This window comes from Paraburkholderia caballeronis (assembly GCF_900104845.1).
In the GTDB taxonomy this organism is placed as follows: Bacteria; Pseudomonadota; Gammaproteobacteria; order Burkholderiales; family Burkholderiaceae; genus Paraburkholderia; species Paraburkholderia caballeronis.
On record NZ_FNSR01000001.1, the window covers coordinates 75,819 to 95,010 of the forward strand.

Genomic DNA, 19,192 nt, shown 5'->3' on the forward strand with positions numbered 1-19,192 from the left:
ACCCGCCGCCGGCGTTCCTTTTCCCGTGGTGCCGCGCCCCGCGCGGCCGCCTGCAACCGTGCGTCGCAGCATCACCTGAAGGAGAAGACCCGCATGAACCGTCCCATCAGTTCGTCTCCGCTGCCGGACCTTCCCGGCCTGTCCGCCCACTGGGGCTGGCTGATCGCGCGCGGCCTCGCGGCGATCGTGTTCGGCATCCTCGCGTTCGCGATGCCCGGCATCACCGTGGTCACGCTCGCGCTCGTGTGGGGCGCGTATGCGATCGTCGACGGCGCGTTCGCGCTGATGTACGGCGTCCGCGGCAAGGGCTCGCGGCGCTGGACGTACATCCTGATCGGCGTGATCGGCGTGCTGGCCGGGCTCGTCGCGTTCTTCTGGCCGAACGAGACGGCGCTGATCCTCGTGCTGATCATCGGCTTCTGGATGCTCGGCACCGGCATCTTCGAGATCGTCTATGCGATCCAGTATCGACGCGCGATCGCGCATCCATGGGCGGTCGGCATCTCGGGGCTGCTGTCCGCGCTGGTCGGCCTCTTCATCGTCGTGTTTCCGGGCGCGGGCGCGCTGTCGCTGATCTGGGTGATCGCCGCCTACGCCATCATCTACGGGATCTTGATGATCGTCGCCGCGTTCCAGTTGCGGCGCTGGCGCAACGCGCATCCGACGCCGTAGCGCGGCCGCGCTGCGTTGCCCACGCCCGCGTTCCCGATGGCCCCGGCGGCCGCTGCCGCCGTTTCTTCGCCGGATTTTCCGCTATACTCTGCGTTCTTCGCAGTACATGGCGCGCCGATTTGCTGACTCGATTGCGGGCGCGCGAACCCGACCGGCCCGGTCCGCCCATCATGGCGCCGGGGCTCGGGTTCATTACAAATGCGGCTAAAGAGGTCGTCAGCCGCGCAGCCCTCATTCTTCCCGCGCATCGCCGACACCCGTTTAGCCGCCCTGCAACCAAGGCGGAATGAATGGAATCGATCGGGATCGTCGCTCCACAAAAACTGCATTTCGACGAGCCGCTGCCACTGCAGAACGGCACGGCGCTCGCCGGTTACGACCTGATGGTCGAGACCTACGGCACCCTGAACGCCGCGCGCAGCAATGCGGTGCTCGTCTGTCACGCGCTCAACGCGTCGCACCACGTCGCCGGCGTGTATGCCGACAACCCGAAGGACGTCGGCTGGTGGGACAACATGGTCGGCCCCGGCAAGCCGCTCGACACCAACCGCTTCTTCGTGATCGGCGTGAACAACCTCGGCTCGTGCTTCGGCTCGACCGGCCCGATGAGCATGGACCCGGCGACGCAACGCCCCTATGGCGCGCGGTTTCCGGTCGTCACCGTCGAGGACTGGGTGAACGCGCAGGCGCGCGTCGCGGACCGCTTCGGCATCGAACGCTTCGCGGCGGTGATGGGCGGCAGCCTCGGCGGGATGCAGGCGCTCGCGTGGAGCCTGATGTATCCGGACCGGCTCGGCCACTGCATCGTGATCGCATCGACGCCGAAGCTGTCCGCGCAGAACATCGCGTTCAACGAGGTCGCGCGCTCGTCGATCCTGTCGGACCCGGACTTCCACGGCGGCGACTATTACGCGCACGGCGTGAAGCCGAAGCGCGGCCTGCGCGTCGCGCGGATGATCGGCCACATCACCTATCTGTCCGACGACGACATGGCCGAGAAATTCGGCCGCGCGCTGCGCCGCGCGGAAGGGGCGGTCGATGCGTACAACTTCAGCTTCGACGTCGAGTTCGAGGTGGAGTCGTACCTGCGCCACCAGGGCGACAAGTTCGCCGACTACTTCGACGCGAACACGTATCTGCTCATCACGCGCGCGCTCGACTACTTCGATCCGGCGAAGGCGTTCGACGGCGATCTGACGAAGGCGCTCGCGCACACGAAGGCGAAGTATCTGGTCGCGAGCTTCTCGACCGACTGGCGCTTCGCGCCCGCGCGCTCGCGCGAACTGGTGAAGGCGCTGCTCGACCACAAGCGCCAGGTCACCTACGCGGAGATCGACGCGCCGCACGGCCACGACGCTTTCCTGCTCGACGACGCGCGTTATCACAACCTGATGCGCGCGTATTACGAACGCATTGCCATCGAGGTGGGCGCATGAACCAGAGTGCTTTCGACAGCCTGTCCACGCGTTCGGACTTCCGCGCGATCGCGCGCTGGGTCGAGCCGCGCTCGACCGTGCTCGATCTCGGCTGCGGCGACGGCGCGCTGCTGTCGCTGCTGTCCGAGGAACTGGAAGTGTCGGGTTACGGCATCGAGATCAACGACGCGGGCGTGCTCGCCGCGACGAAGAACGGCGTCAACGTGATCCAGCAGAACCTGGAGGACGGCCTGCGCCTCTTCGAGGACGCGAGCTTCGACTTCGCGATCCTGTCGCAGACGCTGCAGACGATCCACCAGACCGCGGCGATCCTGCGCGAGACCGCGCGGGTCGGCAAGGAGTGCATCGTGTCGTTCCCGAACTTCGGCTACTGGCCGCACCGGCTGTCGGTGCTGCGCGGCCGGATGCCGGTGTCGAAGTCGCTGCCGTACCAGTGGCACAACACGCCGAACGTGCGCGTGCTGACGGTGAAGGACTTCGAAGCATTGGCGCCCGAAGTGGGCGTCGAGATTCTGGATCGCGTCGTGCTGCACGAGGGCCAGGTGGTGCGTTGGGGCGTGAACTGGCGTGGTAGTCTTGCGGTCTATCGCGTGAAGAAAAGCTGACGCCGCTGGCGGCGCCGGCGCCCACGCAATCCGACTCCGCCGCCGCTATCGCCGACATGCCGAACCAGCCTCACGAGGTGCCCGCCCTAACCGCTCACGAAGAACATCCCGGCTGGCGTGCGTATCTGAATATGCACATGCTGATCTGCGTGTTTCTCGGCTTCACGTCCGGGCTGCCGCTTTTCACGCTCGTGTATCTCGTGCAGGCGTGGTTGCGTTCGGAAGGCGTGAACCTGAAGGAAATCGGCCTCTTCGCGCTGATCCAGTTTCCGTACACGTGGAAGTTCGTGTGGGCGCCGCTGATGGACCGTTACGTGCCGCGCCTGCCGGGCTGGCGGCCGGGCAGGCGGCGCGGCTGGATGCTCGTCACGCAGTTGCTGGTCGGCGTCGCGATCGGCACGCTCGGTTTCGTGTCGCCGCGCGACTCGATCTGGACCGTCGCCGCGCTGACCGCGCTCGTCGCGTTCTTCGGCGCGAGCCAGGACATCGCGGTCGACGCCTACCGGCGCGAGTTGCTGACCGACACGCAGCAGGGCCTCGGCAATGCGGTCCATGTGAACGCGTACAAGATCGCCGCGCTGGTGCCCGGCTCGCTCGCGCTGATCCTGTCCGACCATCTGCCGTGGACGACGGTGTTCATCGTGACCGCCGCGTTCATGTTGCCCGGCGTCGCGATGACGCTCGTGGTCCGCGAACCCGAAGTACACGGCACGCCGCCGAAGAACCTGCGCGACGCGGTGCTGCAGCCGTTCGCGGAGTTCGTGAACCGCGACGGCTGGCGCGCCGCGCTGTTCGTGCTCGCGTTCATCTTCCTGTACAAGCTCGGCGACACGATGGCGACCACGCTGTCGACGTCGTTTTTCCTCGACATCGGTTTCTCGCGCACCGAGATCGGCGTGATCGCGAAAACAACCGCGTTCGGCGCGAGCCTCGCGGGCGGCATCGTCGGCGGCGTCGCGCTGATGAAGATCGGCATCGGCCGCGGGCTATGGATCTTCGGCTTCCTGCAAATGGTGTCGACGCTCGGCTTCGCGTGGCTTGCCCAGCTCGGCGCGGATTCGCCGTCGCTCGCCGCGATCCACGACTTCGTCATTGCGTGCGGCGACGCAGTCACGAAGGGCGCGGCGGCCGTCGGCGTCGATGCGAACCTGCGGCTCGATCCACGCGCGCTCGCCCTCGCACTCGTGTACGGCTTCGAGACGTTCGCGACCGGCCTCACGCTTGCCGCGTTCACCGCGTACATCGCGAGCACGACCGACCCGCGCTACACCGCGACGCAGTTCGCCCTGTTCACGAGCCTCGCGGCGGTGCCGCGCACGCTTGCGTCGGCGGCGAGCGGCTTCCTCGTCACGCGGATCGGCTGGTTCGACTACTTCATCGTCTGCACCGTGCTCGCGGTACCGGGTATGCTGCTGCTCATCCGCATCGCCCCGTGGAGAACCCGGTCGTGACGACGACACGCAACGCCGCGCCCCGCTCGCGCCGCCGCATGCGAGCCGTGTTCGCGCTGGCGCTCGCGGCGGCGTTGCAGGCGGCCCACGCGCACGCGGAAGGGGCACCGGCGGCAGCCGGCAGCGGCACTACGTCGGGCGGCAATCCGACGCCGAACGCGGCAGCGGACAATGCGCCGCCGGCCGCGCAACCGGCCCAACCCGCTCAACCGGCACAGCCCGAACCGCCAGCCGCGAACAGCGGCGCGGCGGCGGCGAACAACCCGTCGTCGGGCGCCGGCAAGGAAGTCCGCTTCGGCGATGCGGCGTTGTTCCGCAGCCTGATCCCGTCACCGATGCTCGAAGCCCAGGCCACCGCCGAATATGCGGAAATCGTGCGCGGCGCGGCGCACTCGGACCGTCTGTATCCGGACACCGATCCTCGCGTGCAGCGCGTGCGGGCGCTGGTCGATCAGCTTCAGCCGTATTCGCTGAAGTGGAGCGACCGCGTGAAGAGCTGGAAGTGGGAAGTCGCGGTGATCCGCTCGCCGGACATTCGCATGTACTGCCTGCCGGGCGGCAAGATCGTCGTGTACGGCGGGCTGCTCGACCGGATCAGGCCGAACGACAACGAACTCGGAATGCTGCTCGGCCACGAGATCGCGCACGCGGTGCGCGAGCACGTGCGCGAGCGGCTCGGCGAGCAGCAGGCCGCGCAACTGGCGCAGGGCACGGTGCCGCAACTGTTCGGGCTCGCGGACCTCGGCGTGTTTCCGCTCGGCATCGGCTCGCAACTGTTCGAGATGCACTACGGACGCGCGGACGAAACCGAGGCCGACGTGATCGGCAGCGATATCGCGTCGCGCGCGGGCTTCGATCCGCGCGCGGCGATCACGCTATGGGACAAGCTCGCGGCCGCGACGCGCAACGACCGCGACCAGGGGTTCATCTACGTGCACCCTTATACGCCGGCGCGCCGCCAGGACATCATGAAACGGCTGCCCGACATGCTGCCGCTCTATGCGAAGGCGATCGGCAAGCCGCTGAACGCGCTGCCCGACTATGCGGGCATCGGCGTGCCGCAGCGGCGCAAGGCCACGGAGCGTTGAGCGGCCGCGCCGCCCGGTTCACTCAGCCGGCGACCGTGTAGTCGTAGTCGATGGTCAGCGGCGCATGGTCGCTGAACTTGATGTCCCGGAAGATCGACGTGGTCTTCGCGGTCGATGCGATGCCCGGCGTCGCGATCTGGTAGTCGATCCGCCACCCGACGTTCTTCGCATACGCCTGGCCGCGATTGCTCCACCACGTGTACTGCTCGGGCCGCTGGTCGAGCGTGCGGAACACGTCCACGTAACCGACGTCGTCGAACAGCTTCGTGAGCCACGCGCGCTCTTCGGGCAGGCAGCCGGAGTTCTTCTGGTTGCCCTTCCAGTTCTTGATGTCGATTTCCTTGTGCACGATGTTCACGTCGCCGCAGACGATCACCTGGCGCTCGCGCTTCAGTTCCGCGAGATGCGGCATGAACGCGTCCATGAAGCGATACTTCGCCGCCTGGCGCTCGTCGCCGCTCGATCCCGACGGCACGTACACCGACACGACCGACAGCTTGCCGAAACGCGCCTCGACGTAACGCCCTTCCGGATCGAACTCGTCGCTGCCGAAGCCGATCAGCACGTCGTCCGGCTCGTGGCACGTGTACACGCCCGCGCCGCTGTAGCCCTTCTTCACCGCATGCTGGAAGTAGCCCTTGAAGTGATGCGGCGCGAGGAATTCCGGCGTCATGTCGTCCTGCGAGCATTTGATTTCCTGCACGCACAGCACGTCGGCGTTCTGTGCGCCGAACCAGTCGAAAAAGCCCTTCTTCGCCGCGGAGCGGATGCCGTTGAGGTTCGCGGTGATCACACGCAGCATGTCGTCGTTTCCTTGTTGTCGGCGCCGGGGTCGAGGCCCGGCGCGGTCATTCGATCTTCAGGCCAGCCAGCTCTTCCTTCGCCGGCGGGTATTCGAGCTTCAGGCTTTCCAGCAGGCGCAGCAGCAGCATCCCGACCATCACGTTGCGATGCGACTTCGAGTCGGCCGGAATCACGTACCACGGCGCGTATTCGGTCGAGGTCGCCGCGAGCGCGCCGCGATACGCGTCCTGATACGCGTCCCAGTGCTTGCGTGCATCGAGGTCGGAAATGTCGAACTTCCAGTGCTTCGTCGGATCGTCGATGCGCGCCTGGATGCGGCGGCGCTGCTCGTCCTTCGAGATGTGCAGCATGCACTTGATGATCGACGTGCCGGTCTGCGACAGCATCAGTTCGAAGTCGCGGATCTGCCGGTAGCGGCGCTCGCATTCGGCGCTGTCGATGCCGCCCATCACGAACGGCACCAGCACGTCCTCGTAATGGCTGCGGTTGAAGATCGCGAGTTCGCCGGCGGCCGGCACCTGCGCATGCACGCGCCACAGGAAGTCGCGCGACGCCTCGATCGGCGTCGGCGCGCGAAACGGCACGATGCGCAGGCCGAGCGGATCGACCTCGTGGAACACGCCGCGGATCGTGCCGTCCTTGCCGCTCGTGTCCATCCCCTGCAGTACGACCAGCACGCGCTGCCGGCGCTGCGCGTGCAGCCGTTCCTGCTGTACGTCGAGCTTCGTGCCGATCTCGGACAGCCGCCCGCGATCGGCGTCCTTGCTGCCGGCCGAGAACGGCTTCGCGGCGGTGTCGAGCGCGCCGAGAGAGAACTTGTCCGCTTTCTTGTCGCCGAAATACGGCACGCGATAATCGTCGAGGCTCGGGCCTTTTGTCATGCGTCGCTCTCCTGTGTCGGGCCACGTTATTCGCGCCGCTCCGACGCTCACGAAGCGGTGCCGCGCGTTCGTCGCGAGCCGCCGCGCACGGACGGCGGCGGCTCGCAACGCGCTCAGGATAGCTTTTTCTTCAGCAGCTCGTTCACCTGCTGCGGATTCGCCTTACCCTTCGTCGCTTTCATCGCCTGGCCGATCAGCGCGTTGAACGCCTTCTCCTTGCCCGCGCGGAACTCGTCGACGGACTTCGGGTTCGCGGCGAGCACCTCGTCGATGATCGCTTCGAGCGCGCCGGTGTCCGAAATCTGCCGCAGCCCCTTCGCGTCGATGATGCGGTCGGCCGCGCCTTCGTCGCGGGCCTGCTCGTCCCACATCGCGACGAACACTTCCTTCGCGATCTTGTTCGAGACCGTGCCGTCCGCGATCCGTTGCAGCAGCAGCGCGAGCTGCGCGGCGGAGACCGGCGAGGCGTCGATGTCGAGGCCGTCGCGATTCAGTTGCGACGACACCTCGCCCATCAGCCAGTTCGCCGCGACCTTCGCGTGCGCCGCGCCGACCTTGCCGACCACCGCCTCGTAATACGCGGCCATCGCCTTGCCGGACGTCAGCACGCCGGCGTCGTACGGCGTGAGCCCGTACTGCTCGACGAAGCGCGTCTGGATCGCCGCCGGCAGTTCCGGCATCTCGCCCTTCACGCGCTCGACCCATGCCGCGTCGATCGCGAGCGGCATCAGGTCCGGGTCCGGGAAATAGCGGTAGTCGTGCGCGTCTTCCTTGCTGCGCATCGAGCGCGTCTCGCGCTTGTCCGGGTCGTACAGGCGCGTCTCCTGCACGACGGTGCCGCCGTCCTCGATCAGTTCGATCTGGCGGCGCACCTCGTACTGGATCGCCTCTTCGAGGAAGCGGAACGAGTTCAGGTTCTTGATCTCCGCGCGCGTGCCGAACTCCTTCTGGCCGACCGGGCGCACCGACACGTTCGCGTCGCAGCGGAACGAGCCTTCCTGCATGTTGCCGTCGCAGATGCCGAGCCACACGACGAGCGTATGCAGCGTCTTCGCATACGCGACCGCCTCGGCCGCGCTGCGCATCTCCGGCTCGGTGACGATTTCCAGCAGCGGCGTGCCGGCGCGGTTCAGGTCGATGCCGGTCATCCCCGCGAAGTCCTCGTGCAGCGACTTGCCGGCGTCCTCTTCGAGGTGCGCGCGCGTCAGGTTGATCGTCTTTTCGTACGCGGCGGCGCCGGACTTCTCGTTCGCCGGCACCTGGATCGTGACCTGGCCGCCCTGCACGACCGGGATCTCGTACTGGCTGATCTGGTAGCCCTTCGGCAGATCGGGGTAGAAGTAGTTCTTGCGCGCGAACACGCTGCGCGGCGCGACGCTCGCGCCGATCGCGAGGCCGAAACGGATCGCGCGCTCGACCGCGCCGCGGTTCATCACCGGCAGCACGCCGGGCAGCGCGAGATCGACCGGACAGGCCTGCGTGTTCGGCGCGGCGCCGAACTGCGTCGAGGCGCCGGAAAAGATTTTCGACGCCGTCGACAACTGCGCGTGCGTCTCAAGACCGATAACGACTTCCCACTGATTCATCATGCCTCCCGCCGAGCCGCCTCAAGGGAGGCATGCGCCCCCGCGGGGGGCAGCGAACGAAGTGAACGTGGGGGCTCCCCACCCTCTGCCGGGGCCCGGCGATGCCAGTCGGTCGCGCGCTGGAACGCGTCGGCGACCTGCAGCATGCGGGCCTCGTTGAAATAGTTGCCGACGATCTGCAGACCGACCGGGCGCTGCGCGTTCGCGCCGGCGCCGAAACCGCACGGCACGCTCATGCCGGGCAGGCCGGCGAGGCTCGTCGACAGCGTGTACACGTCCGCGAGATACATCTGCAGCGGATCGTCGCCCTTCGCGCCGATGTCCCACGCGACGCTCGGCGCGACCGGCCCCATGATGACGTCGCACTGCTCGAACGCCTGCTGGAAGTCCTGCGCGATGATGCGGCGGATCTTCTGCGCCTGCAGGTAGTACGCGTCGTAGTAGCCGTGCGACAGCACGTACGTGCCGACCAGAATCCGACGCTTCACTTCCGCGCCGAAGCCTTCCGCGCGCGACTTCTTGTACATGTCGAGCAGGTCGCCGTACCCGGCCGCGCGATGGCCGTAGCGCACGCCGTCGAAACGCGACAGGTTCGACGACGCCTCGGCCGGCGCGATCACGTAATAAACCGGGATCGACAGTTCGGTCTTCGGCAGCGACACCTCGACGAGCGTCGCGCCGAGCACCTCGTACTGCCTGAGCGCCGCGTCGATCGCCGCGCGCACGTCGGCCGCGAGGCCGTCGCCGAAGTATTCCTTCGGCAAGCCGATGCGCAGGCCCGCGAGCGGCTTGTCCGCGTCCGCGCCGGCGCGCCACGGCGCGCCGAGATAACGCGTGTAGTCTTCGTCCGCGCGTTCGAGGCTGGTCGAGTCGCGCGTATCGAAGCCGGCCATCGCGTTCAGCAGCAGCGCGCAGTCGGCGGCGCTTTGCGCGAGCGGGCCGCCCTGGTCGAGCGACGACGCGAACGCGATCATCCCGTAGCGCGACACCCGGCCGTACGTCGGCTTGATGCCGGTCACGCCGGAGAACGACGCCGGCTGGCGGATCGAGCCGCCGGTGTCGGTGCCGGTCGCGGCGGGCGCGAGGCGCGCAGCGACCGCCGCCGCCGAGCCGCCGGACGAGCCGCCCGGCACCGCCTTCGGGTCCCACGGGTTGCGGACCGCGCCGAAATACGAGTTTTCGTTCGACGAGCCCATCGCGAACTCGTCCATGTTGGTCTTGCCGACGCACACCATGCCCGCGCGTTCGAGCCGCTCGACGACGGTGGCGTCGAACGGGCTCACGTAGTTTTCGAGCATCTTCGAGCCGGCCGTCGAGCGCCAGCCGCGCGTGACGAACACGTCCTTGTGCGCGAGCGGCAGGCCCGTCAGCGGCCCCGCGTCGCCGGCCGCGAGCCGCGCGTCCGCCGCCTTCGCCTGCGCGAGCGTCAGTTCCGGATTGACGTCGATGAACGCGTTCAGCCCCTGGTGCGCTTCGATCCGGCCGAGGTAGAGCTGGGCCAGCTCGACTGCGGAACAGTCTTTCGCCGCCAGCGCGGCGCGCAGTTCGGTCAAGCTTTTTTCATGCATTGCGTGGTTCCTGGATGGACACGGCGCGCGCAGGCGGCGCCGTCTGGAACGCGGCCCGCCCGCCGGCGGGCCGCGCCCCGAAATTCGGGAAAACCCGGTGCGGCGCGCGCAGCGGGCCGGTTCGCGGGCTTATTCGATCACCTTCGGCACGAGGTACAGGCCGTCCTGGACGGCCGGCGCCGGGCGTTGCAGCGCGTCGCGGTCGACCGTTTCGGTCACGGCGTCCGCGCGCAGGCGCAGCGCGACGTCCTCGATCTGTTCGATCGGGTGCGCGAGCGGCGCGATGCCGGACGTGTCGACGGCCTGCATCTGCTCGACGAGGCCGAAAAAGTCGTTCAGGCGGTCGAGCGTGTTGCCGGCTTCGGCGTCGGCCAGTTCGAGGCGCGCGAGGTGCGCGATGCGCTTCACATCGTTCAGGGTCAGGGCCATGCGGTCACCGGAAAATTCGGGCTGCGGCAGCGCGGGAAAACAGTGCTGCAACAGCGGGTTATCGCTTCGGATCAGGGGCTGCGGGAAAGCGGTGACGGCATCAAAAAGTGCCGTCCTGATCCTGTAAAACAGGCAAAATTATAAGGTATCATTACGCGTTCGACCCAAACCCGGACTGCCTTGCCCGCACCTTTCAACGCCGCCCCGGCTGGCAGACAGGCGGCCGGGCTGCCTCCGGTAACCATCCCCGCAGTTTCAAGCTCATCGCGGCGCCGCTCCCGCCCGGCCTGAAGCTGTTGTTTATTTCCGCTGCCGTCCTTGCCCGCATGAACAAAAAGGCCGGCCCCAGCGAGACAGGATTTTGAATGTTCGGTTTTTTGCGTAGCTACTTCTCCAACGATCTGGCCATCGACCTCGGCACCGCCAACACGCTCATCTACATGCGGGGCAAGGGCATCGTCCTCGACGAACCGTCTGTCGTCTCGATTCGCCAGGAAGGCGGCCCGAACGGCAAGAAAACGATCCAGGCGGTCGGCAAGGAAGCCAAGCAGATGCTCGGCAAGGTGCCGGGCAACATCGAGGCGATCCGCCCGATGAAGGACGGCGTGATCGCCGACTTCACCGTCACCGAGCAGATGATCAAGCAGTTCATCAAGACCGCGCACGAATCGCGGATGTTCTCGCCGTCGCCGCGCATCATCATCTGCGTGCCGTGCGGGTCCACCCAGGTCGAGCGCCGCGCGATCAAGGAAGCCGCGCACGGCGCGGGCGCGTCGCAGGTGTACCTGATCGAGGAGCCGATGGCCGCCGCGATCGGCGCGGGCCTGCCGGTGTCGGAAGCGACCGGCTCGATGGTCGTCGACATCGGCGGCGGCACGACCGAAGTCGGCGTGATCTCGCTCGGCGGCATCGTGTACAAGGGTTCGGTGCGCGTCGGCGGCGACAAGTTCGACGAGGCGATCGTCAACTACATCCGCCGCAACTACGGGATGCTGATCGGCGAGCAGACCGCCGAAGCGATCAAGAAGGAAATCGGCTCCGCGTTCCCGGGTTCCGAAGTGAAGGAAATGGAAGTCAAGGGCCGCAATCTGTCGGAAGGCATCCCGCGCAGCTTCACGATTTCCAGCAACGAAATTCTCGAAGCACTGACGGACCCGCTGAACCAGATCGTGTCGTCGGTGAAGATCGCGCTCGAACAGACGCCGCCGGAACTCGGCGCGGACATCGCCGAGCGCGGCATGATGCTGACCGGCGGCGGCGCGCTGCTGCGCGACCTCGACCGGCTGCTCGCCGAGGAAACCGGCCTGCCGGTGCTGGTCGCCGAAGACCCGCTCACCTGCGTCGTGCGCGGATCGGGCATGGCGCTTGAGCGGATGGACAAGCTCGGCAGCATCTTCTCGTACGAGTAAGCCGTCTCATGTTGATGTCAGCGGCGCGGCTCATCCGGCACCCTCGTCGGGCCGCCCGCTGAAGGCACCCCCAGCGGCGCCGCCGTCGTTTCACCCACTCGCTCACGCCCCCGGCGCCGACCATGGAATACAGTCCGCCGCCCCTCTTCAAGCAAGGCCCGTCGGCACTCGCACGGCTGATCTTCTTCGTCGTGCTGTCGCTCGTGCTCCTGATCTCCGACGCGCGCTTCAACACGCTCGAAATCGTGCGCGGCGTGCTCGGCGCGGGCCTCTATCCGCTGCAGCGCGCGGCGCTCGTGCCGCGCGACCTGTTCATGGGCGCGGCCGACCTCGCGGTGACGAGCGCGACGCTGCGCGCGGACAACGCGCAACTGCGCTCGAAAAACCTCCAGTTGTCGCAGCAGGCGAACCAGGCGGTCGCGCTGGACGCGGAGAACGCGCATCTGCGCGCGCTGCTGCAACTGTCGCAGCGGATCGCCGCGCAGGCGATGCCCGCCGAGATCGAATACGACACCCGCGACCCATTCACGCAGAAGGTCGTGATCGGCCGCGGCGCGCAGCAGGGCATCGCGAACGGCTCGCCGGTCGTCGACGAAAACGGCGTGATCGGCCAGATCACGCGGGTGTTCCCGTTGCAGGCGGAAGTCACGCTGATCACCGACAAGGACCAGGCGGTGCCGGTCGAGATCGTGCGCACCGGGCTGCGCAGCGTGATCTACGGCACGCCGAAGGGCGATCTGCTCGATCTGCGCTTCGTGCCGATCAGCGCCGACGTGCAGGTCGGCGACGAACTCGTGACGAGCGGCCTCGACGGCATCTATCCGCAGGGGCTGCCGGTCGCGAAGGTGCTGCGCGTGGACAAGCTCGCGGACACCGCGTTCGCGCGCGTCGTCTGCGTGCCGCTCGCGGCGGTGCGCGGCGCGCGCCAGATGCTGGTGCTGCACTACGAGGCGAAACTGCCGCCGCGTCCGGCCGACGAGGAAACGGCCGCCGACGCGAAGAAAAAAGCGGTAAAAGCCGCGGACAAGGCAAAGGCCGCCGATGCGAACGCGAAGCCGGCTGACGCGAAAGCCGCCGATGCGAAGGCGGCGGACGGCAACGCGAAGCCGGCCGACACGGGCTCCGCCGCGAAACCGGCGTCGGGCGCGCAGCCTGCCGCGACGCCCGCGCAGCCCGCGGCGAAACCCGCCACGGCAAAGCCGGCCGCACCGAAGCCGGCCGCACCGAAGCGCACGCCGCCCCCCGCCGCGCAGGAGGGCCAGTGATGAACAGCCGTCCGCAATACATCCTGCAGCCGGTCAACCCGTACTTCATCGCGTTCAGCCTCGCGGCCGCGTTCCTGCTGAACCTGCTGCCGTGGGGCAAGCTGATCGGCGTGCCGGACTTCGTCGCGCTCGTGCTGCTGTTCTGGAACGTGCACCAGCCGCGCAAGGTCGGCATGGGCATCGCGTTTTTCCTCGGCCTGCTGATGGACGTGCACAGCGCGAACCTGCTCGGCGAACACGCGCTGGCGTACACGCTGCTGTCGTACGGCGCAATCACGATCCACCGCCGCGTGCTGTGGATGTCGCTTGGCGTGCAGACGTTCACGGTAATGCCGATGCTCGTCGGCGCGCAGCTCGTGCCGTTCGTGATCCGCCTGCTGATGGGCGCGGCGTTCCCCGGCTGGGGTTATCTCGTGAGCGGCTTCGTCGCGGCGGCGCTGTGGCCGGTCGCGACGATCCTGCTGCTGCTGCCGCAACGCCGCCCCGTCGATCCCGACGACACGCGGCCGATCTGACGCGCCGCGCACCCGGACCCGCTTTGACCACCTCTTTCGTACCCGGCCCGCCGCGCGGTTCACGCACGCGGGCCTGATCGCATGACCGAATTCAAGGACACCCAGCAGCAGCTCACGAAGTTCCGCCTGCGCGTCGCGGCGGCGGGGCTGTTCGTGTTCGTCTGCTTCGGGCTGATCGCGTTCCGCTTCGTGTACCTGCAGGTGTGGAACCACAGCAAATACTCGTTGCAGGCGGACGAGAACCGCATCTCGGTCGCGCCGATCGTGCCGAACCGCGGCATCATCACGGACCGCAACGGCGTCGTGCTCGCGAAGAACTATTCCGCGTACACGCTCGAAATCACGCCGTCGAAGCTGAACGACACGCTCGACAACGTGATCGACCAGCTGTCGACGGTGATCCCGATCGACGCGCGCGACCGCCGCCGCTTCAAGAAGCTGCAGGAAGACTCGAAAAACTTCGAAAGCCTGCCGATCCGCACGCGCTTGACCGACGACGAAGTCGCGCGCTTCACCGCGCAACGCTTCCGCTTCCCGGGCGTCGAGGTGCGCGCGCGCCTGTTCCGCCAGTACCCGCTCGGCCCGACCGCCGCGCACGTGATCGGCTATATCGGCCGCATCTCGCAGCGCGACCAGGACCGCCTCGACGATCAGAGCGACCGCAACGCGAGCGACCCGGACCACTACGATCCGCGCCTCGACGCGAACAACTACAACGGCACCGACTACATCGGCAAGATCGGCGTCGAGCAGAGCTACGAAACCGAGCTGCATGGACTGACCGGTTTCGAGGAAGTCGAGGTGACGGCCGGCGGCCGGCCGGTGCGCACGCTGTCGCGCACCCAGGCGACGCCGGGCAACAACCTCGTGCTGTCGATCGACATCGGCTTGCAGCAGGTCGCCGAGGAGGCGTTCGCCGGCAGACGCGGCGCGCTCGTCGCGATCGAACCTTCGACCGGCGACATCCTCGCGTTCGTGTCCGCGCCGAGCTTCGATCCGAATTCGTTCGTCGACGGGATCGACCAGCAGACGTGGGACGAGCTGAATAACTCGCCGGACCATCCGCTGCTGAACCGCCCGCTGCACGGCACCTATCCGCCGGGCTCGACGTACAAGCCGTTCATGGCGCTCGCCGCGCTGACGCTGCACAAGCGCACGCCGAACTGGGGTTTCCAGGATCCGGGCTCGTACACGTTCGGCGGCCACACGTTCCACAACGACGTGCGCTCGGGCCAGGGCTGGATCGACATGAACCGCGCGATCATGGTGTCGAACGACACGTACTTCTTCATGCTCGCGCACGACCTCGGCGTCGACAACATCGCGAACTTCATGCGGCCGTTCGGCTTCGGCCAGTTGACCGGGATCGACATCGCCGGCGAGGCGCGCGGCATCCTGCCGTCGACCGACTGGAAACGCAAGGCGTACCGCAAACCCGAGCAGCAGCGCTGGTACGAAGGCGAAACGATCAGCCTCGGGATCGGCCAGGGCTACAACTCGTTCACGATCCTGCAGCTCGCGCACGCGACCGCGACGCTCGCGAACGACGGCGTGCTGATGAAGCCGCACCTCGTGAAGGAAATCGAGAATCCGATCACGCACGACGAGCATCTGACGGTGCCGCGCGAAAGCGGCCGCGTCGACGTGAAGCAGGCGGACATCGACGTCGTGAAGCGCGGGATGGAAAACGTGACGATGAATCAGTCCGGCACCGCGTTCAAAGTGTTCCAGAACGCGCCGTACACGTCGGCGGGCAAGACCGGCACCGCGCAGGTGTTTTCGCTGCAGGGCGCGAAGTATCAGGCGCACGCGCTCGCGGAGCATCTGCGCGACCACGCGCTTTTCATCGCGTTCGCGCCGGTCGAGCATCCGCAGATCGCGCTCGCGCTGATCGTCGAGAACGGCGGCTGGGGTGCGCAGGCGGCCGGCCCGATCGCGCGGCGCGTGCTCGACTACTATCTGATCGACCGGCTGAAGCCGGGCGCCGAACAGGCGGCGGTGGCCGCCGCGGCGTCCGCGACCCAGGACGCGTCCGCGCCGGTGATCGGCGTGCCGCAACAGCAGGGGAACACGGGCGATACGGGCGGCACGCAGCCGGTCCGCGTCGCGGCGGGCTTCACGCCACTGCCGGTTCCGGCCGCGCCGGCCGACGCGGCGTCGGCGGCGTCCGCGCCGGCCGGCGCGTCGAGTCCGGCAGCGGCATCGGCTGCCGCCGCCGGCCCCATTAACAGCGCATCCGTCGCAGACGCCGCGTCGGCGCTGCCGTCGACGTCGGCCGCGCACGTGCACGGTGCGCCGCTCAGCGGCAAGCCGGACGTGCGCCGCGCGCTCACGCCGCGGCCGAAGCCGGCCGTGCCTGTCGCGCCGGACGCGGGCGACAACCTCGATGCAGTCGACGGCGGCACGCGACCGGCCGGCGACGGCGCGCAGTCCGCCGACACCGCCGCATCCGCGCCGCGCCGCAACGGCCCGCGCCGTCCGCGCGCGCCGGCAGGCGATCCGGGCACGGCCGCGATCGCGCCGCCGCCGAAGCCGGCCGCGCCGGCTGCCGGCGGCATCGACGAGTAAGGAGAACCCATGCCTTTCCTCCAGTTCGACAAACTCGACCGACGCGCGGTGCTCGACCGCATCGGCAAGATGTTCCTCGGCTTCGACCGGCCGCTCGCGCTGATCGTGTTCCTGCTGCTGTGCGTCGGCATCGTCACGCTGTACAGCGCGAGCCTCGACATGCCGGGCCGCGTCGAGGACCAGTTGCGCAACATCATGCTGACGTTCGTGCTGATGTGGGCGCTCGCGAACGTGCCGCCGACCACGCTGATGCGCTTCGCGTTGCCGATCTACACGTTCGGCATCGCGCTGCTGGTCGCGGTCGCGATGTTCGGCCTGACGCGCAAGGGCGCGAAGCGCTGGATCAACGTCGGCGTCGTGATCCAGCCGTCCGAGATCATGAAGATCGCGACCCCGCTGATGCTCGCGTGGTATTACCAGCGGCGCGAAGGCGTGATGCGCTGGTACGACTACGTGGTCGGCTTCGTGATCCTCGCGGTGCCGGTCGGACTGATCGCGAAGCAGCCGGACCTCGGCACCGCGGTGCTGGTGTTCGCGGCCGGGATCTTCGTGATCTACTTCGCGGGGCTGTCGTTCAAGCTGATCGTGCCGGTGCTGGCTGCGGCGGTGATCGCGATCGCGTCGGTCGCCGCGTTCCAGGACCGCATCTGCCAGCCTCAGGTGAACTGGCCGCTGATGCACGACTACCAGAAGCACCGGATCTGCACGCTGCTCGACCCGACGTCCGATCCGCTCGGCAAGGGTTTCCACACGATCCAGGCGGTGATCGCGATCGGCTCGGGCGGGCCGCTCGGCAAGGGCTGGCTGAAGGGCACGCAGTCGCACCTCGAATTCATCCCCGAGAAGCACACCGACTTCATCTTCGCGGTGTTCTCCGAGGAGTTCGGGCTCGTCGGCGGCATCGTGCTGCTGACGCTCTACATGGCGCTGATCGCGCGCGGGCTCTACATCGCGGCGAACGGCGCGACGCTGTTCGGCCGGCTGCTCGCCGGGTCGCTGACGATGGCGTTCTTCACCTATGCGTTCGTGAACATCGGGATGGTGAGCGGCATCCTGCCGGTCGTCGGCGTGCCGCTGCCGTTCATGAGCTACGGCGGCACCGCGCTGACGACGCTCGGCATCGCGATCGGGCTGATCATGAGCGTCGGGCGGCAGAAGCGGTTGATGCAGAGTTAGGGGCGGCCGCCGCACGGGATGGATTCGCGGGAGACGCGGCGGTTGGGCCGCCGCGCTCCCCGCGCATGGCCCGATGATCTCCGACGGAATTGCATCGCGGCGCCATTGCGCCGGGTTCGATCCGGCTGGCCCGCGCGGCCTCGTTCCCGCGTGACTACTGCGCGCGCGGCGCGTTCTTCATCAACTGCGCGGTCAACTGTTCGTATTTGAGCCGCGCAGCCGGGTCGCCCTGCGCAGCCGCCGCCGCGTAGTACGCTCGCGCGACGTTCAGGTTCTTCTGCACGCCGTCGCCGCCGCGCTCGTAGAACGAGCCGGCTACGTACTGCGCAGTCATGTCGCCGCCTTCGGCCGCTTTCTTGTACCAGTAGAACGCCTTGCGGTTGTCGCGCGACGTGCCGCGCCCGTCGAGGAACTGGTTCGCGAGCGCGAGCTGCGCCTGCACATGACCCTGCTGCGCGGCCTTCAGAAACCACTGGTGCGCCTCGGCCGGATCGCGCGCGACGAAATCGCCGTCGTCGTACATCTTCCCGTACACGTACTGCGCGTGCGACATGTTCGCGTCCGCCGCCTTGCGCAGCCACTTGCGACCCTCGCCGACGTCGGTCGCGCCGCCTTCGCCGTTCAGCAGCATCATCGCGTAGTCGAATTCCGCGAGACGGTTGCCGCGCTGCGCGGCCCCGCGAAACTTCGCGAGCGCGCCGCTCAGGTTGCCCGCGTTGTAGTCGGCGACCGCCGATTCCGTCTGCGGGTCCGAGTCCGCCGACAACCCCTGCTGCGCGGCCGCTGCGCCCGCCATCAGCAGCGCCGTGGCGAAGGCCGCCGCCGTCCGCGCGAATGCCGTTTGCACCGCGCTCATGAGCGCGCCTCCTGCAATGCCTGACGCGTCGCGCGCACGAGCCAGATCACGTCGGCCGCGAGCGCGATGAAGCTGAAGCCCATTTCGCGATACTGCTTCGCGCTTGCAGCGTCCATCGCGAAGATGCCGGTCGCGACGCCGGCGCTGCGTCCGGCCGACACGATCCGCAGCATCGCGTCCTGCACCTGGGGGTGCTTCGAGTCGCCCAGGTGGCCGAGGCTCGCCGCGAGATCGGCCGGGCCGACGAACAGGCAATCGACGCCCGGCGTCGCCGCGATCTGCTCGACTTCCGCGAGCGCCTCCGCGGACTCGATCTGCACGATCGTCGCGATCTGCGCGTTCGCCCCGTGCAGATAGTCGCGCCGCATCCCGTACGCGGCCGCGCGCACGACGCCCGCGACGCCGCGTTGGCCGTCGGGCGACTGCTCGTCCGGATAGCGGGTGAGGCTGACGGCCCGCGCCGCCTCGGCGGCCGAGCCGACATTCGGGAACATCAGCGTGCGCGCGCCGGCGTCGAGCACGCGCTTGACGAGCCACGGCTCGCTCGCGGGCAGCCGCACGACCGGCTCGGTCGGCAGATGTGCGGCGGCGATCGCGCGCAGTTGCGCGGTGGTGTCGGCGCTGTCGTTCGGCGCGTGTTCCATGTCGATCAGCAGCCAGTCGAAACCGGCGTGCGCGAGCGCCTCGGCGGCGGTTTCGCAGCCCATCGACAGCCACAGCCCGAACAGCGGCTCCGACTCTTTCAGGCGTTCCTTGAGGGGATTCGTGAAGGTGCTCATTGTCAGGGACTCCTGTCGGTCGCCCTTGGCGCTTTAGCGCCTAGGGCGACCCCATGCAAAGCTGTCGGTCGCCCTTGGCGCTTTAGCGCCTAGGGCGACCCCAT

17 protein-coding genes are annotated in these 19,192 nt (G+C 67.9%); 10 read left to right on the forward strand and 7 right to left on the reverse strand.

What is annotated here, in order from left to right:
- Window positions 1-93: 93 nt before the first annotated feature.
- From BLV92_RS00365 to BLV92_RS00385, 5 genes are all read left to right on the forward strand, one after another.
- Window positions 94-672, forward strand: a complete 579-nt coding sequence (locus BLV92_RS00365) for an HdeD family acid-resistance protein (protein ID WP_090541164.1) — start codon at window positions 94-96, stop codon at window positions 670-672.
- Window positions 673-962: 290 nt separating this feature from the next.
- The gene (metX, locus tag BLV92_RS00370) at window positions 963-2,108 is read left to right on the forward strand and encodes a homoserine O-succinyltransferase MetX (protein ID WP_090541166.1); all 1,146 of its coding nucleotides are present in this window, start codon (window positions 963-965) and stop codon (window positions 2,106-2,108) included.
- The gene (gene metW, locus BLV92_RS00375) at window positions 2,105-2,713 is read left to right on the forward strand and encodes a methionine biosynthesis protein MetW (RefSeq protein WP_090541168.1); all 609 of its coding nucleotides are present in this window, start codon (window positions 2,105-2,107) and stop codon (window positions 2,711-2,713) included. Before metX ends, metW begins: the two co-directional genes overlap by 4 nt.
- A 56-nt stretch (window positions 2,714-2,769) precedes the next feature.
- The gene (locus BLV92_RS00380) at window positions 2,770-4,164 is read left to right on the forward strand and encodes an AmpG family muropeptide MFS transporter (RefSeq protein WP_090541170.1); all 1,395 of its coding nucleotides are present in this window, start codon (window positions 2,770-2,772) and stop codon (window positions 4,162-4,164) included.
- A complete protein-coding gene (locus tag BLV92_RS00385) occupies window positions 4,161-5,252 on the forward strand; it encodes a M48 family metallopeptidase (protein ID WP_244283722.1) in 1,092 nt (363 codons plus the stop codon). The genes BLV92_RS00380 and BLV92_RS00385 overlap by 4 nt, the downstream gene beginning before the upstream one ends.
- 22 nt (window positions 5,253-5,274) lie before the next feature.
- On the opposite strand, the gene BLV92_RS00390 is transcribed toward BLV92_RS00385, so the two are convergent.
- From BLV92_RS00390 to gatC, 5 genes are all read right to left on the reverse strand, one after another.
- Window positions 5,275-6,054, reverse strand: coding sequence for an exodeoxyribonuclease III (locus BLV92_RS00390; RefSeq protein WP_090541172.1), 780 nt, complete (start codon window positions 6,052-6,054; stop codon window positions 5,275-5,277).
- 46 nt (window positions 6,055-6,100) lie between these two features.
- Complete coding sequence (locus BLV92_RS00395; RefSeq protein WP_090541175.1) at window positions 6,101-6,937, reverse strand: PPK2 family polyphosphate kinase; 837 nt, start codon at window positions 6,935-6,937, stop codon at window positions 6,101-6,103.
- A gap of 113 nt (window positions 6,938-7,050) precedes the next feature.
- On the reverse strand, window positions 7,051-8,523 hold the full coding sequence (gene gatB, locus BLV92_RS00400) for an Asp-tRNA(Asn)/Glu-tRNA(Gln) amidotransferase subunit GatB (RefSeq protein ID WP_090546716.1): 1,473 nt from the start codon (window positions 8,521-8,523) through the stop codon (window positions 7,051-7,053).
- Window positions 8,523-10,091, reverse strand: coding sequence for an Asp-tRNA(Asn)/Glu-tRNA(Gln) amidotransferase subunit GatA (gene gatA, locus BLV92_RS00405; RefSeq protein WP_090541176.1), 1,569 nt, complete (start codon window positions 10,089-10,091; stop codon window positions 8,523-8,525). The genes gatB and gatA overlap by 1 nt, the downstream gene beginning before the upstream one ends.
- 129 nt (window positions 10,092-10,220) lie before the next feature.
- Entirely contained in the window at window positions 10,221-10,520 is a 300-nt protein-coding gene (gatC, locus tag BLV92_RS00410) for an Asp-tRNA(Asn)/Glu-tRNA(Gln) amidotransferase subunit GatC (RefSeq protein WP_090541178.1), read from the reverse strand.
- A 365-nt stretch (window positions 10,521-10,885) separates the two neighbouring features.
- On the opposite strand from gatC, the gene BLV92_RS00415 reads away from it, so the two are divergent.
- The 5 genes from BLV92_RS00415 to rodA all read left to right on the forward strand — a co-directional run bounded on the left by BLV92_RS00415 (window position 10,886) and on the right by rodA (window position 17,453).
- A complete protein-coding gene (locus tag BLV92_RS00415; protein ID WP_004189550.1) occupies window positions 10,886-11,929 on the forward strand; it encodes a rod shape-determining protein in 1,044 nt (347 codons plus the stop codon).
- A gap of 122 nt (window positions 11,930-12,051) precedes the next feature.
- The gene (gene mreC, locus BLV92_RS00420; RefSeq protein WP_090541180.1) at window positions 12,052-13,194 is read left to right on the forward strand and encodes a rod shape-determining protein MreC; all 1,143 of its coding nucleotides are present in this window, start codon (window positions 12,052-12,054) and stop codon (window positions 13,192-13,194) included.
- The gene (gene mreD / locus BLV92_RS00425) at window positions 13,194-13,709 is read left to right on the forward strand and encodes a rod shape-determining protein MreD (protein ID WP_090541183.1); all 516 of its coding nucleotides are present in this window, start codon (window positions 13,194-13,196) and stop codon (window positions 13,707-13,709) included. The genes mreC and mreD overlap by 1 nt, the downstream gene beginning before the upstream one ends.
- 81 nt (window positions 13,710-13,790) lie before the next feature.
- Window positions 13,791-16,277, forward strand: a complete 2,487-nt coding sequence (mrdA, locus tag BLV92_RS00430; protein WP_090541185.1) for a penicillin-binding protein 2 — start codon at window positions 13,791-13,793, stop codon at window positions 16,275-16,277.
- 9 nt (window positions 16,278-16,286) lie between these two features.
- Window positions 16,287-17,453, forward strand: coding sequence for a rod shape-determining protein RodA (gene rodA / locus BLV92_RS00435; RefSeq protein ID WP_090541187.1), 1,167 nt, complete (start codon window positions 16,287-16,289; stop codon window positions 17,451-17,453).
- Window positions 17,454-17,607: 154 nt separating this feature from the next.
- On the opposite strand, the gene BLV92_RS00440 is transcribed toward rodA, so the two are convergent.
- Window positions 17,608-18,309 (reverse strand): tetratricopeptide repeat protein, encoded by a 702-nt coding sequence (locus tag BLV92_RS00440; RefSeq protein WP_090541188.1) that lies wholly within the window; start codon window positions 18,307-18,309, stop codon window positions 17,608-17,610.
- Window positions 18,306-19,088: an HpcH/HpaI aldolase family protein gene (locus BLV92_RS00445; protein WP_090541189.1), complete on the reverse strand. Its 783-nt coding sequence runs from the start codon at window positions 19,086-19,088 to the stop codon at window positions 18,306-18,308. The genes BLV92_RS00440 and BLV92_RS00445 overlap by 4 nt, the downstream gene beginning before the upstream one ends.
- Window positions 19,089-19,192: the final 104 nt, after the last annotated feature.